The organism is Flavobacterium piscinae, assembly GCF_004122145.1.
GTDB classification, from domain to species: Bacteria; Bacteroidota; Bacteroidia; order Flavobacteriales; family Flavobacteriaceae; genus Flavobacterium; species Flavobacterium piscinae.
Map to the genome: position 1 here is coordinate 171,621 of NZ_SBKQ01000002.1, position 16,665 is coordinate 188,285.

13 protein-coding genes and 1 tRNA gene are annotated in these 16,665 nt (G+C 34.7%); 8 read left to right on the top strand and 6 right to left on the bottom strand.

The window, feature by feature from the left end; genetic code table 11:
- Position 1: 1 nt before the first annotated feature.
- The 6 genes from EQG68_RS02280 to EQG68_RS02305 form a co-directional block, all read right to left on the bottom strand.
- Positions 2 to 3,481, bottom strand: a complete 3,480-nt coding sequence (locus tag EQG68_RS02280; RefSeq protein WP_129463164.1) for a T9SS type B sorting domain-containing protein — start codon at positions 3,479 to 3,481, stop codon at positions 2 to 4.
- 64 nt (positions 3,482 to 3,545) lie between these two features.
- Positions 3,546 to 4,940: a DUF389 domain-containing protein gene (locus tag EQG68_RS02285; RefSeq protein ID WP_129463165.1), complete on the bottom strand. Its 1,395-nt coding sequence runs from the start codon at positions 4,938 to 4,940 to the stop codon at positions 3,546 to 3,548.
- A 5-nt stretch (positions 4,941 to 4,945) separates the two neighbouring features.
- Positions 4,946 to 6,013, bottom strand: coding sequence for a mannose-1-phosphate guanylyltransferase (locus EQG68_RS02290; RefSeq protein WP_129463166.1), 1,068 nt, complete (start codon positions 6,011 to 6,013; stop codon positions 4,946 to 4,948).
- 591 nt (positions 6,014 to 6,604) lie between these two features.
- Entirely contained in the window at positions 6,605 to 7,207 is a 603-nt protein-coding gene (locus tag EQG68_RS02295; protein WP_129463167.1) for a SprT-like domain-containing protein, read from the bottom strand.
- A 15-nt stretch (positions 7,208 to 7,222) separates the two neighbouring features.
- Positions 7,223 to 7,900 (bottom strand): SDR family NAD(P)-dependent oxidoreductase, encoded by a 678-nt coding sequence (locus EQG68_RS02300; RefSeq protein WP_129463168.1) that lies wholly within the window; start codon positions 7,898 to 7,900, stop codon positions 7,223 to 7,225.
- Positions 7,901 to 7,985: 85 nt separating this feature from the next.
- Complete coding sequence (locus tag EQG68_RS02305) at positions 7,986 to 9,122, bottom strand: acyl-CoA dehydrogenase family protein (RefSeq protein WP_129463169.1); 1,137 nt, start codon at positions 9,120 to 9,122, stop codon at positions 7,986 to 7,988.
- 91 nt (positions 9,123 to 9,213) lie between these two features.
- On the opposite strand from EQG68_RS02305, the gene EQG68_RS02310 reads away from it, so the two are divergent.
- From EQG68_RS02310 to EQG68_RS02345, 8 genes are all read left to right on the top strand, one after another.
- Entirely contained in the window at positions 9,214 to 10,287 is a 1,074-nt protein-coding gene (locus EQG68_RS02310; RefSeq protein ID WP_129463170.1) for an anhydro-N-acetylmuramic acid kinase, read from the top strand.
- 80 nt (positions 10,288 to 10,367) lie between these two features.
- The gene (locus tag EQG68_RS02315; RefSeq protein ID WP_129463171.1) at positions 10,368 to 11,594 is read left to right on the top strand and encodes a Glu/Leu/Phe/Val dehydrogenase dimerization domain-containing protein; all 1,227 of its coding nucleotides are present in this window, start codon (positions 10,368 to 10,370) and stop codon (positions 11,592 to 11,594) included.
- 10 nt (positions 11,595 to 11,604) lie between these two features.
- The gene (gene nhaD, locus EQG68_RS02320) at positions 11,605 to 12,981 is read left to right on the top strand and encodes a sodium:proton antiporter NhaD (protein ID WP_129463172.1); all 1,377 of its coding nucleotides are present in this window, start codon (positions 11,605 to 11,607) and stop codon (positions 12,979 to 12,981) included.
- A 57-nt stretch (positions 12,982 to 13,038) separates the two neighbouring features.
- Positions 13,039 to 13,734 (top strand): MotA/TolQ/ExbB proton channel family protein, encoded by a 696-nt coding sequence (locus tag EQG68_RS02325; protein WP_129463173.1) that lies wholly within the window; start codon positions 13,039 to 13,041, stop codon positions 13,732 to 13,734.
- 1 nt (position 13,735) lies between these two features.
- The gene (locus EQG68_RS02330; RefSeq protein ID WP_129463174.1) at positions 13,736 to 14,128 is read left to right on the top strand and encodes an ExbD/TolR family protein; all 393 of its coding nucleotides are present in this window, start codon (positions 13,736 to 13,738) and stop codon (positions 14,126 to 14,128) included.
- Between the two features lie 159 nt (positions 14,129 to 14,287).
- A complete protein-coding gene (locus EQG68_RS02335; RefSeq protein ID WP_129463175.1) occupies positions 14,288 to 15,124 on the top strand; it encodes an energy transducer TonB in 837 nt (278 codons plus the stop codon).
- 56 nt (positions 15,125 to 15,180) lie between these two features.
- A complete protein-coding gene (locus tag EQG68_RS02340) occupies positions 15,181 to 16,401 on the top strand; it encodes a bifunctional folylpolyglutamate synthase/dihydrofolate synthase (protein WP_129463176.1) in 1,221 nt (406 codons plus the stop codon).
- Between the two features lie 69 nt (positions 16,402 to 16,470).
- A tRNA-Val gene (locus EQG68_RS02345) sits at positions 16,471 to 16,545 on the top strand.
- Positions 16,546 to 16,665 lie beyond the last annotated feature (120 nt).

A 16,665-nucleotide genomic window follows, 5' to 3' on the forward strand; every position in this document is an offset into this window, starting at 1 on the left:
TCTATTCAGTAGTCATTAAGTAAACCCAACCTGTTCTTCCTTCTCCGTTATCAAATTCAACATAATAATAGTACGTTGCACTTGGCAAAAGGTTCCCTTTTTTATCTTGTCCACGCCACTGATTAACATAACCATCCATTTCAAATACGATCATACCATATCGATTATATATTTTTACTTTAAGGTTTTCGCCTAAATCCGATAAATCAAAGGTATCATTAAGTCCGTCACCATTAGGAGAAAGTCCTTTTGGAATGGCACAAATTGTTTTAGTAATATCAATAAATTCTTCTGCAGAGCAACCAAATTCATTGGTAATTGTTAAGGCATAAATTCCTTTTGCAAGTCCGGTTATATCAATCGGATTTTGAGAACTTGTAAAACCATCTGGTCCAATCCATGAAAAAACCAAATTAGGATTATTAAGTATTTGACTTGAATTGGTAGCCGTGACCATCATTCTGTCATTAATACAAAGATTTTCCAAACTAAATTCAGGCACTTCACTAACAAGTACCTCAACGGATGAGGGAGTTGACGGACAACCATTTTTTTCAATTGAAACCGTATATGTTCCATTATTTGCTGAAGAAATGGAATTGATGATAGGATTTTGTTCGTTTGATGAAAATCCGTTTGGTCCCTCCCAATTATAAACCGCATTCAGAATTGTTGTGGCAAAAAGCTGAACTGAATCACTTTCGCAAATTAGTGAATCGACAGAAGCAATTGGATTATCTGGTATTTCTAGTATAGTTATAGTTACAGATGACTCATCAAAAGAATCACAATTTCCTTCCACCCTATAGCTAAATTGATATTCTCCGTGACTCAAATTTGAGGTATCCCAATTGCTTTCATTTAGAGTTCCGCTTGTTGTAATCTCCGTCCAAACTCCTGTGGTAGAAAAAGTTCCAGTTAAAAATGTAAACAAATCTAAAGTGGATTGTGGTCCACAAAAAGTTACTGAAGATCCTTCTCCTGCTTCGGGTAATAGATCAGTTGAATTAATTTCAAACTCTAATTCTAAGTTTATACAACTACTTGGATTATTCGGATTGGTGATTAGAACGTGGTAAATTCCATTATGAATATCAGGTGAAAAATTTGGAATTTCAAGTACGTTTGATGTACTAATAATTGGCAAAACATTATCATTGAACCACCATTCATAAGTTAAAAATGAGAAATTTGGAATTGATAATATAACCGTTTCGCCAGTGCAAATGGATGAAGTTGTAATTTCAAAAACAATCGATTCTGAAATTTCAAATTCACTGTTTCTTAAATTTCCACAACTATCTTCAATTTGAAAAATATAAATCCCGGTTTCTAATGAAAAGAAAGTAGATGAGTTACCATTTTCAATCAAAAAGGGCTCGCCATCTTTTTCGATAATTCTATACAACAAGGGTGGAACACCTGAGGCATCTACAATGACATCTCTCAAATTGTTACCACAAGAGAAGCTGTAAATATTGTTTATTCTTGGTAAACCGGTAAATTCGAACTCGTATAGAAACTCATTACAATATTGAGCTGTGCTTCCACTACTCACAACCTGATAGCGTTTCATAATTCTAAATTCGCCAAAAAAGGAAAAATTAAGATTAATTGTGTTGTTTGTCAAACCAATTGAATTAGTTGCCGAAAGTTGAGTGCCATCAACGTAAATAACTCCTGTAACAGGATGTCCCCAGTTTCCTGATTCAGGATAAAATTTTTGTAACCAAAATGATGGGGCTGCAAAATTATTGCTTGTGTGATACAATCCTATATCAAAGGATCCACAATTTTCAATTAACTCAACATTTGTGGTGAAAAAATATCCTTCAATTGTTACATTAGTAGTTGATTGAGCTCCACACTCGTCAATCCATTCAAAAACATAATTACCCGCTGGTAATCCTGTGAGAATTAAATCACCATTTGTATTAATATTGGAACTCACATCATACGGAAGAGGAAAAGTAAAACCCTGCGGAGCAGTAATTAAATCAACCGATTGAAACGCATTTAATCCATTCAAATTTAATGACCCAAAACCAACTTCGCAACCTTCAATAACAAAAATAATAGGAGTTTGTGCATTTGGGTTAGCAACAATAATTTGAATTTCAAATTCATTTTCGCACTCATCCAACGCTACGAGTATATACGTCCCAGGTGACAAAAATCCTGTTATTGGAAAACCATCTTCACCAATTGGCAAGATATAAGGGATTGTATTTGCTGTATAGGTATCAGGTGCACTTATTATCGTAGCACTAACTGCTCCGTCGATAGAATAATTTTCCCCTTGACATGCCTCATCAATCTTATTGGCAATTGGTGGTTCAGGCTCAGGGATTTCTACTTGAATTGTAAGTTGAAAATCATTTCCGCAAATATCTAAACCAGTTATAACATAATTGCCTTCTACTAAAAAACCGGTTACGGGAAAGCTATTGCCTCCTAATGGTAAAACATATGGGATAGCATTTGCTATAAAAGTGGCAGGAGCACTAATAATTGTTGCACTTTGAGCATTCGCTATATAATATGATATCTCTTCGCAATTTTTTTCAAGCTCCACAGCGGCCGGGAAAGGACTATAGTGCGTTAATGAACCATTTCCGGATAATTCATTTCCACAGCCATCCGAAATAATGTATGAAAAACTGTAGGTTTCGCCCTCAAAAATTTGATAGCCTTGAACAATAAAGAATTCTTCTCCCAGTGAATTAGTTGTTTGATTAATAATAATCTGATTGGCATTTGGAGGATTTAAAGTGAATTGAATTGTAAGCGGATATACAATCATTCCATTTCCCGGTAGAACAGACAGTGATACTATTGAAGTTGTACAGTTTAACAACTCAGCTTCGGCACTTACCTCTACCGTTAAGTTTACTTCTGATGATGTTAACACAAAAGTTTGTACATAGGCATCGCCGCAATTATCAAAAACTCTAACTACATAAATGCCCGCAGTTAATCCGGTAAACACATTACTTGTTTGCAAAGGAGCTGTTACGGGCCCGGAAATAATTTCATACGATTGTGCTGTTCCGGTGAGTACATTAACGTTCATAATTCCATCAGACCCACATAATTCATTTTGACCGATTATTTGATAGGTTAACTCAATTGTTAAATCCAGAATTACCGCATTTTGCTCTTGCGAATTACTTAAATCTCCAACAATTTGAGTTGCCACTACCACATAAGTTCCAGAAGTCAATCCATTTAAAGATGTTGTATTTATAACAGCTACCGGTGAAATTAAATCAGGCAATTTATAAACAGAATAAGTAACGGCTGCTCCATCAGTAATTCCCGAAACTGAGAAATTTAGTGTTCCATTTGCAGTACAGGTTTCATTTGTTGCTACTACTTGAAGAGTAAAATCATTGAGTTGAGCAAATGAAAAATTTATTATCGAAAGATAAATAAAAAGTGACAACAAAAAATTACATTTATTTGAAATTTTTCTATTCATCTTAATATATTTTAATATTTAATATGCTTATTTTGAATTAATTAATAAAAAATACTAAATTGAATTAATTTAATTTTTGTATCGTTAATTTTTCATTTTGAAGCTTGAGCCTTAACCATTTCTGAATTTTTTGTTCTTGGGATAAAATTTGATTTTGATTTAAATTGTTATTCCATTTTATATATATAATTGGAACTGTGTCTATTTTTGTAAAATTCGTTTTAAGTAATCTAGAATAAGCAACTTCAGCAACTTCATTATAATTTATTTTAATTTCATTTGCTATTTGATCGAATGGTATTTTACTTTTTTCAGACAAGTAAAGCTGTTTTTGTAAATCGATTATTTCTTTTTCTTGTTTTACTAATAGCTCTTCCTTTTTGTTCAAAATCTGTTGCGTAGTATAATAGGTTGACTCTAATTTTTCCAACATATTTTGTGTTTCCAAATTTTCAACACTTTGCGTTATTTCAAATTTAACACCCGAATAACCTTGTTTTTTTAATTTTTCACTCCATTCTTCGACATCCTGATTTGTAACGGATTTACCTACTGTAGCAAAAGAAACCGTTTTGTTTTGAAAATTTACTTTTTGATTAAGAATCACTACGTCTTTGTCAAGGCTAAAGGTTGTAATAATGGTGTTCACCTTTTGCTCAAAATCTGTCTTTTTGTATAAACCATAAAACATATAGATACTTGGAGTTAAAATAAGGAATGCAACCAAATATAGTATACGTGAAATTCGTTTACTTTTAGAAGAGTTCAAATACTCCTGCATTGGAAATTTTAATGATTTAACGATTATAAAGGTCGCTAAGGCAATAAAAATTGTATTAATGGTAAACAAAAACATTGCTCCTCCAAAAAATTCCCATTTTCTTGTTGCTAATCCAAAACCTGCGGTACAAAGCGGTGGCATTAAGGCAGTTGCAATCGCTACTCCTGCAATGGTATTAACTTGTTTATTTTTTCTGCTTAAGGCAACAATCAATGCAAAACCACCTGCAAAAGCAATAATTACATCTCTTACATCAGGGTAAGTTCTAGCGATAAGCTCTGGTGTTTCTTTTTGAAAAATCGGAATACTAAAAAATAAAAAAGACGTAAACAAAGCCAAGACAACCATTATCCCAAAATTCTTGATTGCTTTCCGCATTAAATCCACGTCGTTAATTCCTAGCGACAGGCCTATACCCACAATTGGTCCCATTAATGGTGAAATTAACATCGCACCAATTACAACTGCAGTTGAACTCGTGTTGAGTCCGGCAGAAGCGATAAGAATTGAAAAAATTAAAACCCAAGCTCCTTGTCCTTTTATTGAAATTCCGGCTTTTACCTCTTCAATAGTAGTATCATGATTGGTATCTTCACGAATGTCTAAAGTCGATTTTAATAAAAGTTTTATAGATAACCATAAGCTTTTAACTGGAGTATTGGGCGAAGTATTTTCCATATAATTTAGAGTTTTTCAGTAGGTAGTGAACCTACAACTTTTTTAATATCTTGCTCCTTCCCTTTAGGATAGATTAGTAAAACATCACCATGCTCTACCACAATGAAATCATTTAAACCATCGATAATAACTAATTTTTTATTCTTTGTTCGAATGATATTATTGGATGCGTTTTCTAAAACAACAGTAGCATTAACAACAGCATTATTTTGTACGTCTTTATCTAATTTTTCATGTAACGAACCCCATGTGCCTAAATCATTCCAATCGAAAGTAGCGGGTAAAACATACACATTATTTGCTTTCTCTAAAATAGCATAATCAATCGAGATATTTTCAGCTGCGGCATAATTTTCATTAATAAAATCTTTTTCTGTAAGAGTATTATATTTTTCAAATCCATCTAAAAACAATTGATTCATTTGCGGCTGAAAAACTGAAAAAGCTTCTGTTATCGATTTAACCGACCAAATAAAAATTCCGCCATTCCAAAGAAAATTGCCACTTTCTAAAAATGACTTAGCTGTTTCATAATCGGGTTTTTCTCGAAATTGATTTACTTTTTTTATCGAATTTGAATCGTTTTTATCAAATTCGATATAACCAAAACCGGTATTGGGAAAAGTAGGCTGAATGCCCAATGTCATTAAAGCATCATTTTTAAGACAATAATCAAAACAATGCTGCAAATTGTCGATAAAAGCGTTTTCATCTTCAATCCAATGATCACTTGGAGCGACCACCATCACAGCATCTGGATTCATTTTTTGAATTTTTAATGAAGCATACAAAATGCAAGGAGCTGTATTTCGCATCGCCGGTTCTAACAACACTTGTTCTTGCTTAACCATTGGCAATTGCTCAAGTACCAATTCATTGTACCGCTCATTAGTTAAAATCAAAATGTTTTGTGTCGGAATTAATTTTGACAAACGGCTAAACGTTTTTTGAATCAACGTTTCCCCCGAACCCAACATATCGTGAAATTGCTTTGGAAATTCAGTTGTAGAAACTGGCCAAAAACGCGAACCTACTCCGCCGGCCATGATTATTGCATAATAATTTTTATTCATTTTATTTTTTTCTGCAAATGTATTTGTGAAAATGTAGCTTTTTCAATTACATTCTATTAAATGTATGTTTCATTCGATGAAATATTTAAATGTAAAGATAAAGAGTTATTTCTATTTGGATATTGACTTTAAAAAAAAAGAACTCAATTTAAGTATTATATTGAAAACAAATAGCAATTGTAAGCCTGCAAAAATGAATAATGAAAATATGGTTCTTAAATTATAATCTACAGAATCAAAAAGTGGAAAATCTTCTACCGAATTGACCATATGTAAATAGTAAAAAAATAATTCTATGAAAATCAACGAACCATAAACATGAATTAATGAAAGAATAGAAATTAATAGAACTTTGAAAAAATCAAATACAAAGTAAAACAATCCTGCTGTTAGAAAAATTAGACACAATAAAATAAAACCATCACGAAATGTAATCACATAATAAGTGTCGTGAATATTTATATCCATCATTTCATTTTTATTGATGGTTAAAGACAATACCAAAAATAAAATTGAAGCTAGAAGCAACAAAAAATAAGATTTGTTTTTAAGCAATTTTAAAATCATCAATCGTTATTCTTAACCCGTTAATCAACCCGGAATAATCTCCACCTCAGCATTCGCATTAAACAAATATAACTTTCCTGTTTTTACTTCCAAGCATTCATAGCGTTTGACCCGCAGCCCTTTTTTTTGAAAAACTCTTCCGTTTTTAATTCTGAAAAAGCTTCCGGAAGGCACTTCATGAATAAAATGTATATCGGGTTTTCGTTCGTCAAATTGCTTTAATGCAAAAGCCAATCGAGCATCGGTATCGCTACTGGCCGTTGGATTTCGAAAATGATTGGCCACTAAAGGCAAAACCGAATTCGGAAAAATTTCCGGCCGAATAAACGGTATCATCAAACGTTGAAAGGTGATTTTCCATTCGTTGCCATGCGGTTTTATCATTCTCCCATATTTTTCAAAAGCAGCCAAATGAGCAATTTCATGCACCAGAGTAATTAAAAAACGGTATTTATTCAAATTGGCATTCACCGTAATTTGATGTTTCCCGGAGGGATGTCTTCTATAATCGCCATGCCGAGTGACTCGCTCATTCACAATTTTTAAATGAACAGAGTGGATTTTGATTAACTCAAAAACCGATTCAACGGCGTGTTCGGGGAGATATTTTAACAGGACTTCGCTCATTCAAATGATAAAGATTTAAGGCGTAGATGAACTTACTTGCAGCACTTTCCCATTATAATATTTATTTCCGTTTAACGAAAAATCATAAATGTAATCGGCCATATCTTTCGCAGAAAGTGGGGCTTGATAACCCGGGAAAGCTTCTTGTAACATCTCGGTTTGAACAGCACCTAAAGCTAAAACATTAAATGAAATACCATGTTCTTTGTATTCTTCTGCCAACAATTCAGACAACGTAATTACAGCTCCTTTACTGGAGGAATAAGCAGCTAATCCGGGAAATTTCATACTCCCTTGAACGCCACCCATTGAACTTATGGTCACCACATGACTTCCTTTTTGTAAAAAAGGCAAACAAATGCGAGTCAAATTAGCCACACCATATACATTGACTTTGTAAACCGATTCAAAATCAGCTTGTAATAATTGCGAAAAAGGTTTGAGCAACAAACTTCCCGCGTTGTGAATTAAAACATCAACATTTTTCCATGTTTGAGTAATAAATTCTGTGATCACATTCAATCCGGATTCTTCCGATAAATCAACAGAAAGGCAAGTTATGTTGGCATGTTCAATTAATTCTTTGGGCGTTTTTCGGGAAATGGCCAAAACCTGATGACCGGCATTGGCAAATTGTAAAGCCAATTCAAATCCAATGCCACGTGATGTTCCGGTAATAATGATGTTTTTCATACAATTTTTATATGTGCTAAAAATACAAAAACCCTTTAAGATAGTACTCAAAGGGTATTAAAATATGTTGATTTGTGAATAACTTCTAAACCAAACCTCTCGAAATCACAATACGTTGAATTTCAGAAGTTCCTTCATAAATCTGTGTGATTTTAGAATCACGCATCATTCTTTCCACGTGATATTCGGCTACATAACCATTTCCACCATGAATTTGAACGGCTTCATTTGCCACTTCAAGAGCAATTTCAGAAGCATACAATTTGGCCATTGCACCGGAATGTGCAATATCTTTTCCTTCATCTTTTTCACAGGCTGCTTTCATTACCAATAATTTGGCAGCTGTAATTTTTACATACATATCCGCCAATTTAAAAGCGATAGCTTGGTGTTTGAAAATTTCTTTGCCGAATGCTTTTCGCTCTTGTGAATATTTTAAAGCTAATTCATACGCTCCTGTTGCAATGCCTAGAGCTTGTGAAGCAATTCCAATCCGCCCACCATTTAACACATTCATCGCAAAAGAAAACCCAAAACCATCCGCTCCAATTCTGTTTTCTTTGGGTACTTTAACATCCGTAAACATTAAGGAATGTGTGTCACTACCACGAATTCCCATTTTCTTTTCTTTAGGACCAATTTCAAATCCGGCCCACCCTTTTTCAACAATAAAAGCATTAATTCCTTTATGTCCTTTTTCAATATCAGTTTGAGCAATTACTAAATAAGTGGAAGCAGTTCCTCCATTGGTTATCCAGTTTTTGGTTCCGTTTAGCAAATAATAATCGCCCTTGTCAATGGCAGTAGTTTTTTGCGAAGTGGCATCACTTCCCGCTTCAGGTTCAGACAAACAAAATGCACCAATCACTTCCCCTTTCGCTAATGGAACTAAATATTTCATTTTTTGTTCTTCCGAACAATATTTTTCCATTCCAGCACAAACCAACGAATTGTTCACCGACATGATTACCGCTGCCGAAGCATCAACCTTAGCAATTTCAGTCATCGCCAAAACATACGAAACACTATCCAGTCCGGCACCACCGTATTTTGGATCAACCATCATTCCCATGAATCCTAATTCGCCCATCATTTTCACCTGTTCGGTAGGAAATTTAGAATGTTCGTCGCGTTCAATAACGCCGGGTAATAATTCTTGTTGAGCAAAATCTCTGGCTGCTTGTTGAATCATCAAATGTTCTTCGGTAAGATTGAAATCCATATCTGTAATATTGAAGGTTTGTTTTCTTAAATTTGAGGGCAAAAATAGTACAATTACCACTAATTCTCAAACGTTTTCGTATTTTTAAGCCATGTTTAAAGAATCCTATCAAGTTATTGGTGTCATGAGCGGTACTTCGCTCGACGGAATTGATGTCGCTCACCTTTATTTTTCGGTTAAAAACGGCGTTTGGGACTACCAAATTGGAAATTGTGAAACCATTCCATATCCTTCTGAATGGTTAAACAAATTGAAGCATGCCTTACATTATTCGAATGAAGAATTGCTAAATCTCAATAATGATTACACCCAATATTTAGGTAAAATTATCCGCAATTTCATTAAAGTAAATGGAATTGAAACCCTCGATGCAGTATGTAGCCATGGTCACACGATTTTACATCAGCCACAAAACGGATTTACTTTACAAATTGGGAATTTACCTAAAATCGCCGAAATAATAGGTGAAACTGTTGTTTGTGATTTTCGAGTGCAAGATGTGGAATTGGGCGGTCAAGGTGCTCCGCTCGTTCCAATTGGAGACAGAATGTTATTTTCTAAATATGATTATTGTTTGAATTTAGGTGGATTCTCAAACATTTCCTTTGAGGAAAACGGAAAGCGAATAGCCTTTGATATTTCTCCGGTGAATACTGTTTTAAATTATTATGCCAATCAATTAGGTCTTGATTTTGATGATAGAGGCGAAATAGCTCGTTCGGGAAAAATAAATCAAACTTTACTCGTTGAATTAAATTCCATTGATTTTTATCAAAAAAAACACCCGAAATCATTGGGAATTGAATTTGTAAATTCAACAATTTTTCCATTAATCAATTGTTTTACCATAGCAATAGAGGATAAATTACACACATTTGTAGAACATATTTCAATCCAAATTGCCATGGCTTTATCAAAAAAAGAAGGAAAAATGTTGGTTAGCGGTGGTGGTGCTTATCATGTTTTTCTGTTAGAACGAATGAAATACTATTTACCAAAAATGGAAATCATTGTTCCTGATTCCAAAACTTTGGAATTTAAAGAGGCACTTATTTTTGGACTGTTAGGTGTTTTGCGATTGCGAAATGAAATCAATGTTTTAAGCAGTGTTACCGGAGCAAAACAAGACCATTGTTCGGGTTTTGTTAATAAACCTAAATTGTAAATAAAACTCTTGAAAACTTTAATGAAAAAATAAAATAAATCGAATTTGTTCAATTAAATTTGCATCACAAACAAACCAAAATGAAAGAATTACTCAAAAAATTTGAGAACAAAGAACCTGAAATAATTTTTAATTGGAAAGACCCTGAAACTGATGCAGAAGGTTGGACAGTGATTAACTCACTTCGTGGAGGAGCAGCAGGAGGAGGAACCAGAATGCGAAAAGGACTTGATATGAATGAAGTACTTTCGCTTGCCAAAACCATGGAAGTGAAATTTTCTGTTTCGGGCCCCGCTATAGGCGGTGCAAAATCAGGCATCAATTTTGACCCAACCGACCCAAGAAAAAAAGAAGTATTACAACGTTGGTATAAAGCCGTATCCCCTTTATTAAAAAGTTATTACGGAACCGGTGGCGATTTAAATGTGGATGAAATTCATGAAGTAATTCCCATAACAGAAGAATGTGGGGTTTGGCATCCGCAAGAAGGCGTTTTCAATGGCCATTTTAAACCCACCGAAGCCGATAAAATTAATAGAATTGGTCAACTCCGTCAAGGCGTGATTAAAGTAATTGAAAATCCTAAGTTTTCGCCGGATGTAAACCGAAAATATACCGTTGCCGATATGATTACCGGTTTTGGTGTTGCCGAAGCAGTTCGTCACTATTATGACATTTATGGTGGAAGTGTGATTGGCAAAAAAGCCGTCGTACAAGGTTTTGGAAATGTTGGTTCAGCTGCTGCCTTTTATTTAGCAGGTATGGGTGCAAAAATAGTCGGAATTATCGATAGAGAAGGCGGAATTATCAATGAAGATGGTTTTACTTTTGAAGAAATTAAACGTTTATTTTTGAATAAAGACGGGAATAAATTGGTTGCTCCAAACATGATTCCGTTTGAAAAAATAAATCAACAAATTTGGAATATTCAAGCAGAAATTTTTGCTCCATGTGCAGCCTCACGATTGGTCCAAAAAAGTCAGATAGATCAAATGATTGCTTCGGGATTGGAAGTAATTTCAAGCGGTGCCAATGTACCGTTTGCTGACAAAGAAATTTTCTTTGGCCCAATTATGGAAGAAACCGACTCTAAAGTAAGTTTAATTCCAGACTTTATAGCCAATTGTGGAATGGCTCGTGTTTTTGCCTATTTCATGGAAAAGAAAGTCCAAATGACGGATGAGGCGATTTTCTTTGATACTTCTGAAACCATTAAAAAAGCAATTGAAAAAACACATGCTTTAAATTCATCCAAATTAAATATTAGTGCAACTGCATTTGAAATAGCCCTAAAACAATTAACTTAAATCTAGAAAAATGGCAATATTAATAATACTTTTATTTGTTATCGGTTACATGTCGATAACGTTAGAACACCCTTTAAAATTGGACAAAACAGTTCCTGCTCTTTTAATGGCTGCTGTAATGTGGGCTTTTTTGTCTTTTGCTTTTAATAACGGATGGTTGTCTGTAATTGATGCTCACGGACATGTATTCAATATGAATGTGGGTGATGCAGAAGCTAATCATGAAGGTTTTCTGGAAAATTTAATGCATCATTTTGGAAAAACTGCTGAGATTTTGGTTTTTTTGATTGGGGCAATGACTATTGTTGAAATCATTGATCTACACAGAGGGTTTGATGTAATCAAAAACAGAATTAAAACAACCAACAAAGTTCGTTTACTGTGGACAATGGGTATAGTCGCTTTTATTCTTTCCGCAATTATTGACAACTTAACAGCTACAATTGTTTTAATTACTTTACTGCGTAAACTTATTCCTAAAAGAGAATATAGAATTTGGTACGCCTCCCTCATTGTTATTGCTGCCAATGCCGGTGGAGCTTGGTCTCCCATTGGCGACGTAACAACAACTATGCTTTGGATTGCAAATAAAGTAACGGCTATAGGTTTAGCTGAATATGTAATTGCACCATCAATTTTGTGTTTTATAGTTCCTTTTTTAATCGCTTCTCGATTAAAACCTTTTCAAGGTACAACTGAACGCAAAGCTTTTGGTATTAATGAAGAATCAGAACGACTTTTAAGCAGCAAAAAAATGCTTTACATTGGTTTAGGTGCTATTGTTTTTGTTCCGGTTTTTAAAATGATAACCGGTCTTCCACCTTATGTAGGCATGATGTTTAGTTTGGGTTTTGTGTGGTTAGCATCTGAATATGTAACGCCGTTTGATAATTTTAACAAAAACGATAAACATTTATATTCCGGTCACAAAGCATTAACAAAAATAGAATTTTCAAGTATTTTATTCTTCTTGGGAATTTTAATGGGTGTAGCGGCTTTAGAAAGTATGGTTTTTGGACAAATTAATGGAACTGATACAGGAACTTTGCGTTATGCAGCTGAATCTTTATCAAATGCTGTTCCTAATATGGATATAGTTGTTATTCTTCTTGGTATTTTATCTTCGATTATTGACAACGTACCGTTAGTTGCTGCTTCTATGGGAATGTATACCTATGAAGTGGATCATCCAATATGGCATTTTATTGCCTATTCGGCTGGTACGGGTGGTAGTATGTTAATTATCGGTTCAGCAGCCGGTGTAGCTGCCATGGGTATGGAAAAAATTGATTTCATTTGGTACCTCAAACGAATCACTTGGCTAGCCTTTGCAGGATTCATAGCAGGAGCTTTAACATTCATGTTTATTGAACATTTCATAAGATAAACAATTTAAAATAGTATTTTAGCGTTATCGTTTAATCAATCAAAAATAATTTAAAATATGCAACCAACAGATAGTTTAGCAACAGCACAAAATGCTTTATTAGAGGATCAACCCATCGAAAAAACACTATCCATTTGGGATTTAATCACCAGTGGTGGAATTGGAGGGCAACTCATCATGATTACATTGGGTTTGTTGCTTTTTTTCGCTTTGTATCTTTATTTTGAAAGATTAATGGCCATTAATGCCGCTTCTAAAATTGATGTGAATTTTATGAATAACATCAAAATGAATATCCTCAACGGAAAATTAGATGCCGCCAAAATGCTATGTGCTCAAACCAATTCGCCGGTTGCTCGTTTGACAGAAAAAGGAATTTCTCGGATCGGAAAACCATTAGAAGATATCAATACAGCCATAGAAAATGCCGGTAAACTGGAAATTTATAAACTAGAGAAAAACGTGAGTATGCTCGCCACCATCTCCGGTGCTGGCCCAATGATTGGTTTCTTAGGAACCGTAATTGGTATGATTCTTGCCTTCCATAAAATGGCTAGCGGTGGTGGACAAATTGAAGTAGGTGCTTTGGCAGAAGGAATTTACACTGCCATGACAACTACAGTTGCCGGATTAATAGTTGGAATTGTCGCTTTCATGGGCTACAACCATTTAGTGGTTAAAACCGACAAAGTAGTGCACCAAATGGAAGCCAATGCAACTGATTTCCTTGACCTTTTAAACGAACCTTCTTAATATGAATATCAGAGGTAGAAATAAAGTATCACCGGAATTCAACATGTCGTCTATGACAGACATAGTGTTTTTGTTGCTGATTTTTTTTATGTTAACTTCCACTATGGTCACCACCAATGCATTGGATCTAGTGTTACCAAAAGCAAAAGGTAAAACAGACAGCAATAAAAATATTTCGGTCAGTATCAATAAAGATTTAGAGTTTTTTATTGACAAAGACAAAGTGCAAGAAGCCGATTTGGAAGCTCGATTATTAGCTCTGTTTTCCAACCAAGAAGATAAAGCATTAATTCTTAGAGCCGAAGAAGGTGTGCCAATTGAAAAAGCAGTCAATGTGTTAGACATCGCCAACCGCAACCAAATAAAAGTAGTATTGGCCGTTCGACCAAAATAATTAGAAGCTAATCCTGCTGTCCGTTCTTAGTTTTTTTGAATAAACCCTTTTTTTGTAAGCCGTTTCAATAGCTTCTAAAGTCGCTTTGAAACAGCAACAAAAAATAGTGTTTCTTTCAAAAAAAGCTATCCACTACCATCAGGGCTAAAAAGAGAGACCATGAAATATTTAGAAACCGAACACGAAAAAAAATCATTTGCCATTACTACAGCAATTATGGCAGTGTTGCTTTTATTATGCATTTTTCTAGGGTTAACATACATGGATCCACCACCGGAAAACGGAATCGCTATTAACTTTGGAAACACTGACGCGGGTTCTGGAAACACCAACACCACAGAACCTGTAAAATCAGAACCAAGAGAGGTTAATGAACAACCGGTTGAAGAATCCACATCAGAACCGACTACACCAAGTAAAGCCTCAGAAAATGTCATAACTGCGGATAACGAAGCGGCCATTGCTTTAAAAAAACAAAAAGAAATAGCCGATGCAAAAGCGAAAGCAGAAGCCATAGCAAAAGCAGCCGAAGAGAAAAAAAAGAAAGAAGAAGCCGATAAAAAAGCAAAATTAGATGCTTTAATTGGTGGTGTTAAAAAATCAGAAGGAAAAACCACAGGAGGAGATGGAACATCCACCACACCGGGTAATCAAGGAAAAATTGACGGCAGCATCTATTCCAACAGCTATTATGGCAGTGGAAAAGGTGTTGGCACCGGAAATGGATCTTGGGGATTAAACGGAAGACGGCTTTCCAGCCCGGGAGCGGTTAAAGCGGACTGTAATGATGAAGGAACAATTGTAGTAGAAGTAAAAGTAAACAAAAACGGAGGGGTAACCAACGCAAAATACAGTCCGAGTGGCTCAAATACTACGAGTACTTGCCTTAAAGAAGCTGCCATTAAATCAGCCTACAAATACAAATGGAATAACGATGAAAATGCTCCGGATACTCAAATTGGATTTATCGTTTTTAATTTTAGTAATGGAGAGTAAAAAATTTAATTTACTACCTTTAAACCTCACATTTGTGGGGTTTGTTTTTTAAACCAATGAATTATCAAGAAACTGTCAATTGGCTTTTCAATCAGCTTCCAATGTACCAAAACCAAGGAGCATCGGCCTATAAACCGAACCTTGACAACACGATTTTATTAGCCAATTATTTAGACAATCCGGAAAAAAAACTCAAAACCATTCATGTTGCTGGAACTAATGGAAAAGGTTCAACTTCTTCCCTACTCGCTTCCGTTTTACAAGAAGCAGGTTATAAAGTAGGATTATATACATCCCCACATTTAATAGATTACAGAGAACGTATTAAAATAAACGGAAAAGAAATTTCAGAGATCTTTGTTATCGATTTTGTTTCAAAACACAAATCGTTCTTTGAATATCACCAATTGAGTTTCTTCGAGATGACTGTTGGATTAGCATTTGACTATTTTGTAAAAGAAAAAGTCGATATTGCAATTATTGAAGTAGGCATGGGGGGCCGATTGGATTCCACTAACATTATCACACCCTTAATTTCAGTAATCACAAACATTGGTTTAGACCATACTCAATTTCTGGGAAATACATTGGGAGCCATTGCCTTTGAAAAGGCTGGTATTATTAAATCCAAAATCCCAGTAGTGATAGGTGAATATACAGCCGAAACTAAAACTGTATTCAAAAAGAAAGCAACAGAAACAAATTCACAAATTTATTTTGCCTCTGAATTAGTAGAAGATCTTTATCCCACAGCATTATTGGGAGATTATCAAATTCAGAATAGAAAAACCGTGATGCAAAGCATTCGCATTTTACAACAGCAAAACGAATTGATCATTTCTGAAGAAAATATAAAAAATGGATTTTTAAACGTCGTTCAAAATACCGGTTTAGCAGGGAGATGGCAACAATTGGGCGAACACCCTAAAATAATTTGCGATACCGCTCATAACAAACACGGACTATCAATTGTGCTTAAACAATTGGAAAAGGAAATATTTGAACAACTTCACATCGTCTTAGGTGTTGTAAACGATAAAGATTTAACTGAAATTTTACCTTTATTTCCTAAAAATGCGTTGTATTATTTCTGCAGTCCAAAAAATTTACGGGGCTTACATCCAGAAATTCTAAAACAAAAAGCGGATGAATTTGGACTTAACGGAAAAGTATACAATTCTGTTTCAGAAGCTTATACGATGGCAAAGGAAAAATCAACTGCAAATGACTTAATTTACGTGGGTGGAAGCACTTTTGTTGTGGCAGAAATTTTGTAATTTTTTTTCCTTTTTGTTTGCAGATACCAAAAACTGTTCTATATTTGCACTCGCAATCAAGTACTAATCGGGCGATTAGCTCAGCTGGTTCAGAGCACCTCGTTTACACCGAGGGGGTCGGGGGTTCGAACCCCTCATCGCCCACACATTTAAAAACAAATGGTTACAAAAGCCGATAAATCTTAAGATTTATCGGCTTTTTGCTTTGGGACATATACCAAATTATTCATTCAATCTTAATGCGAAAGGGACAAAATCGAGACC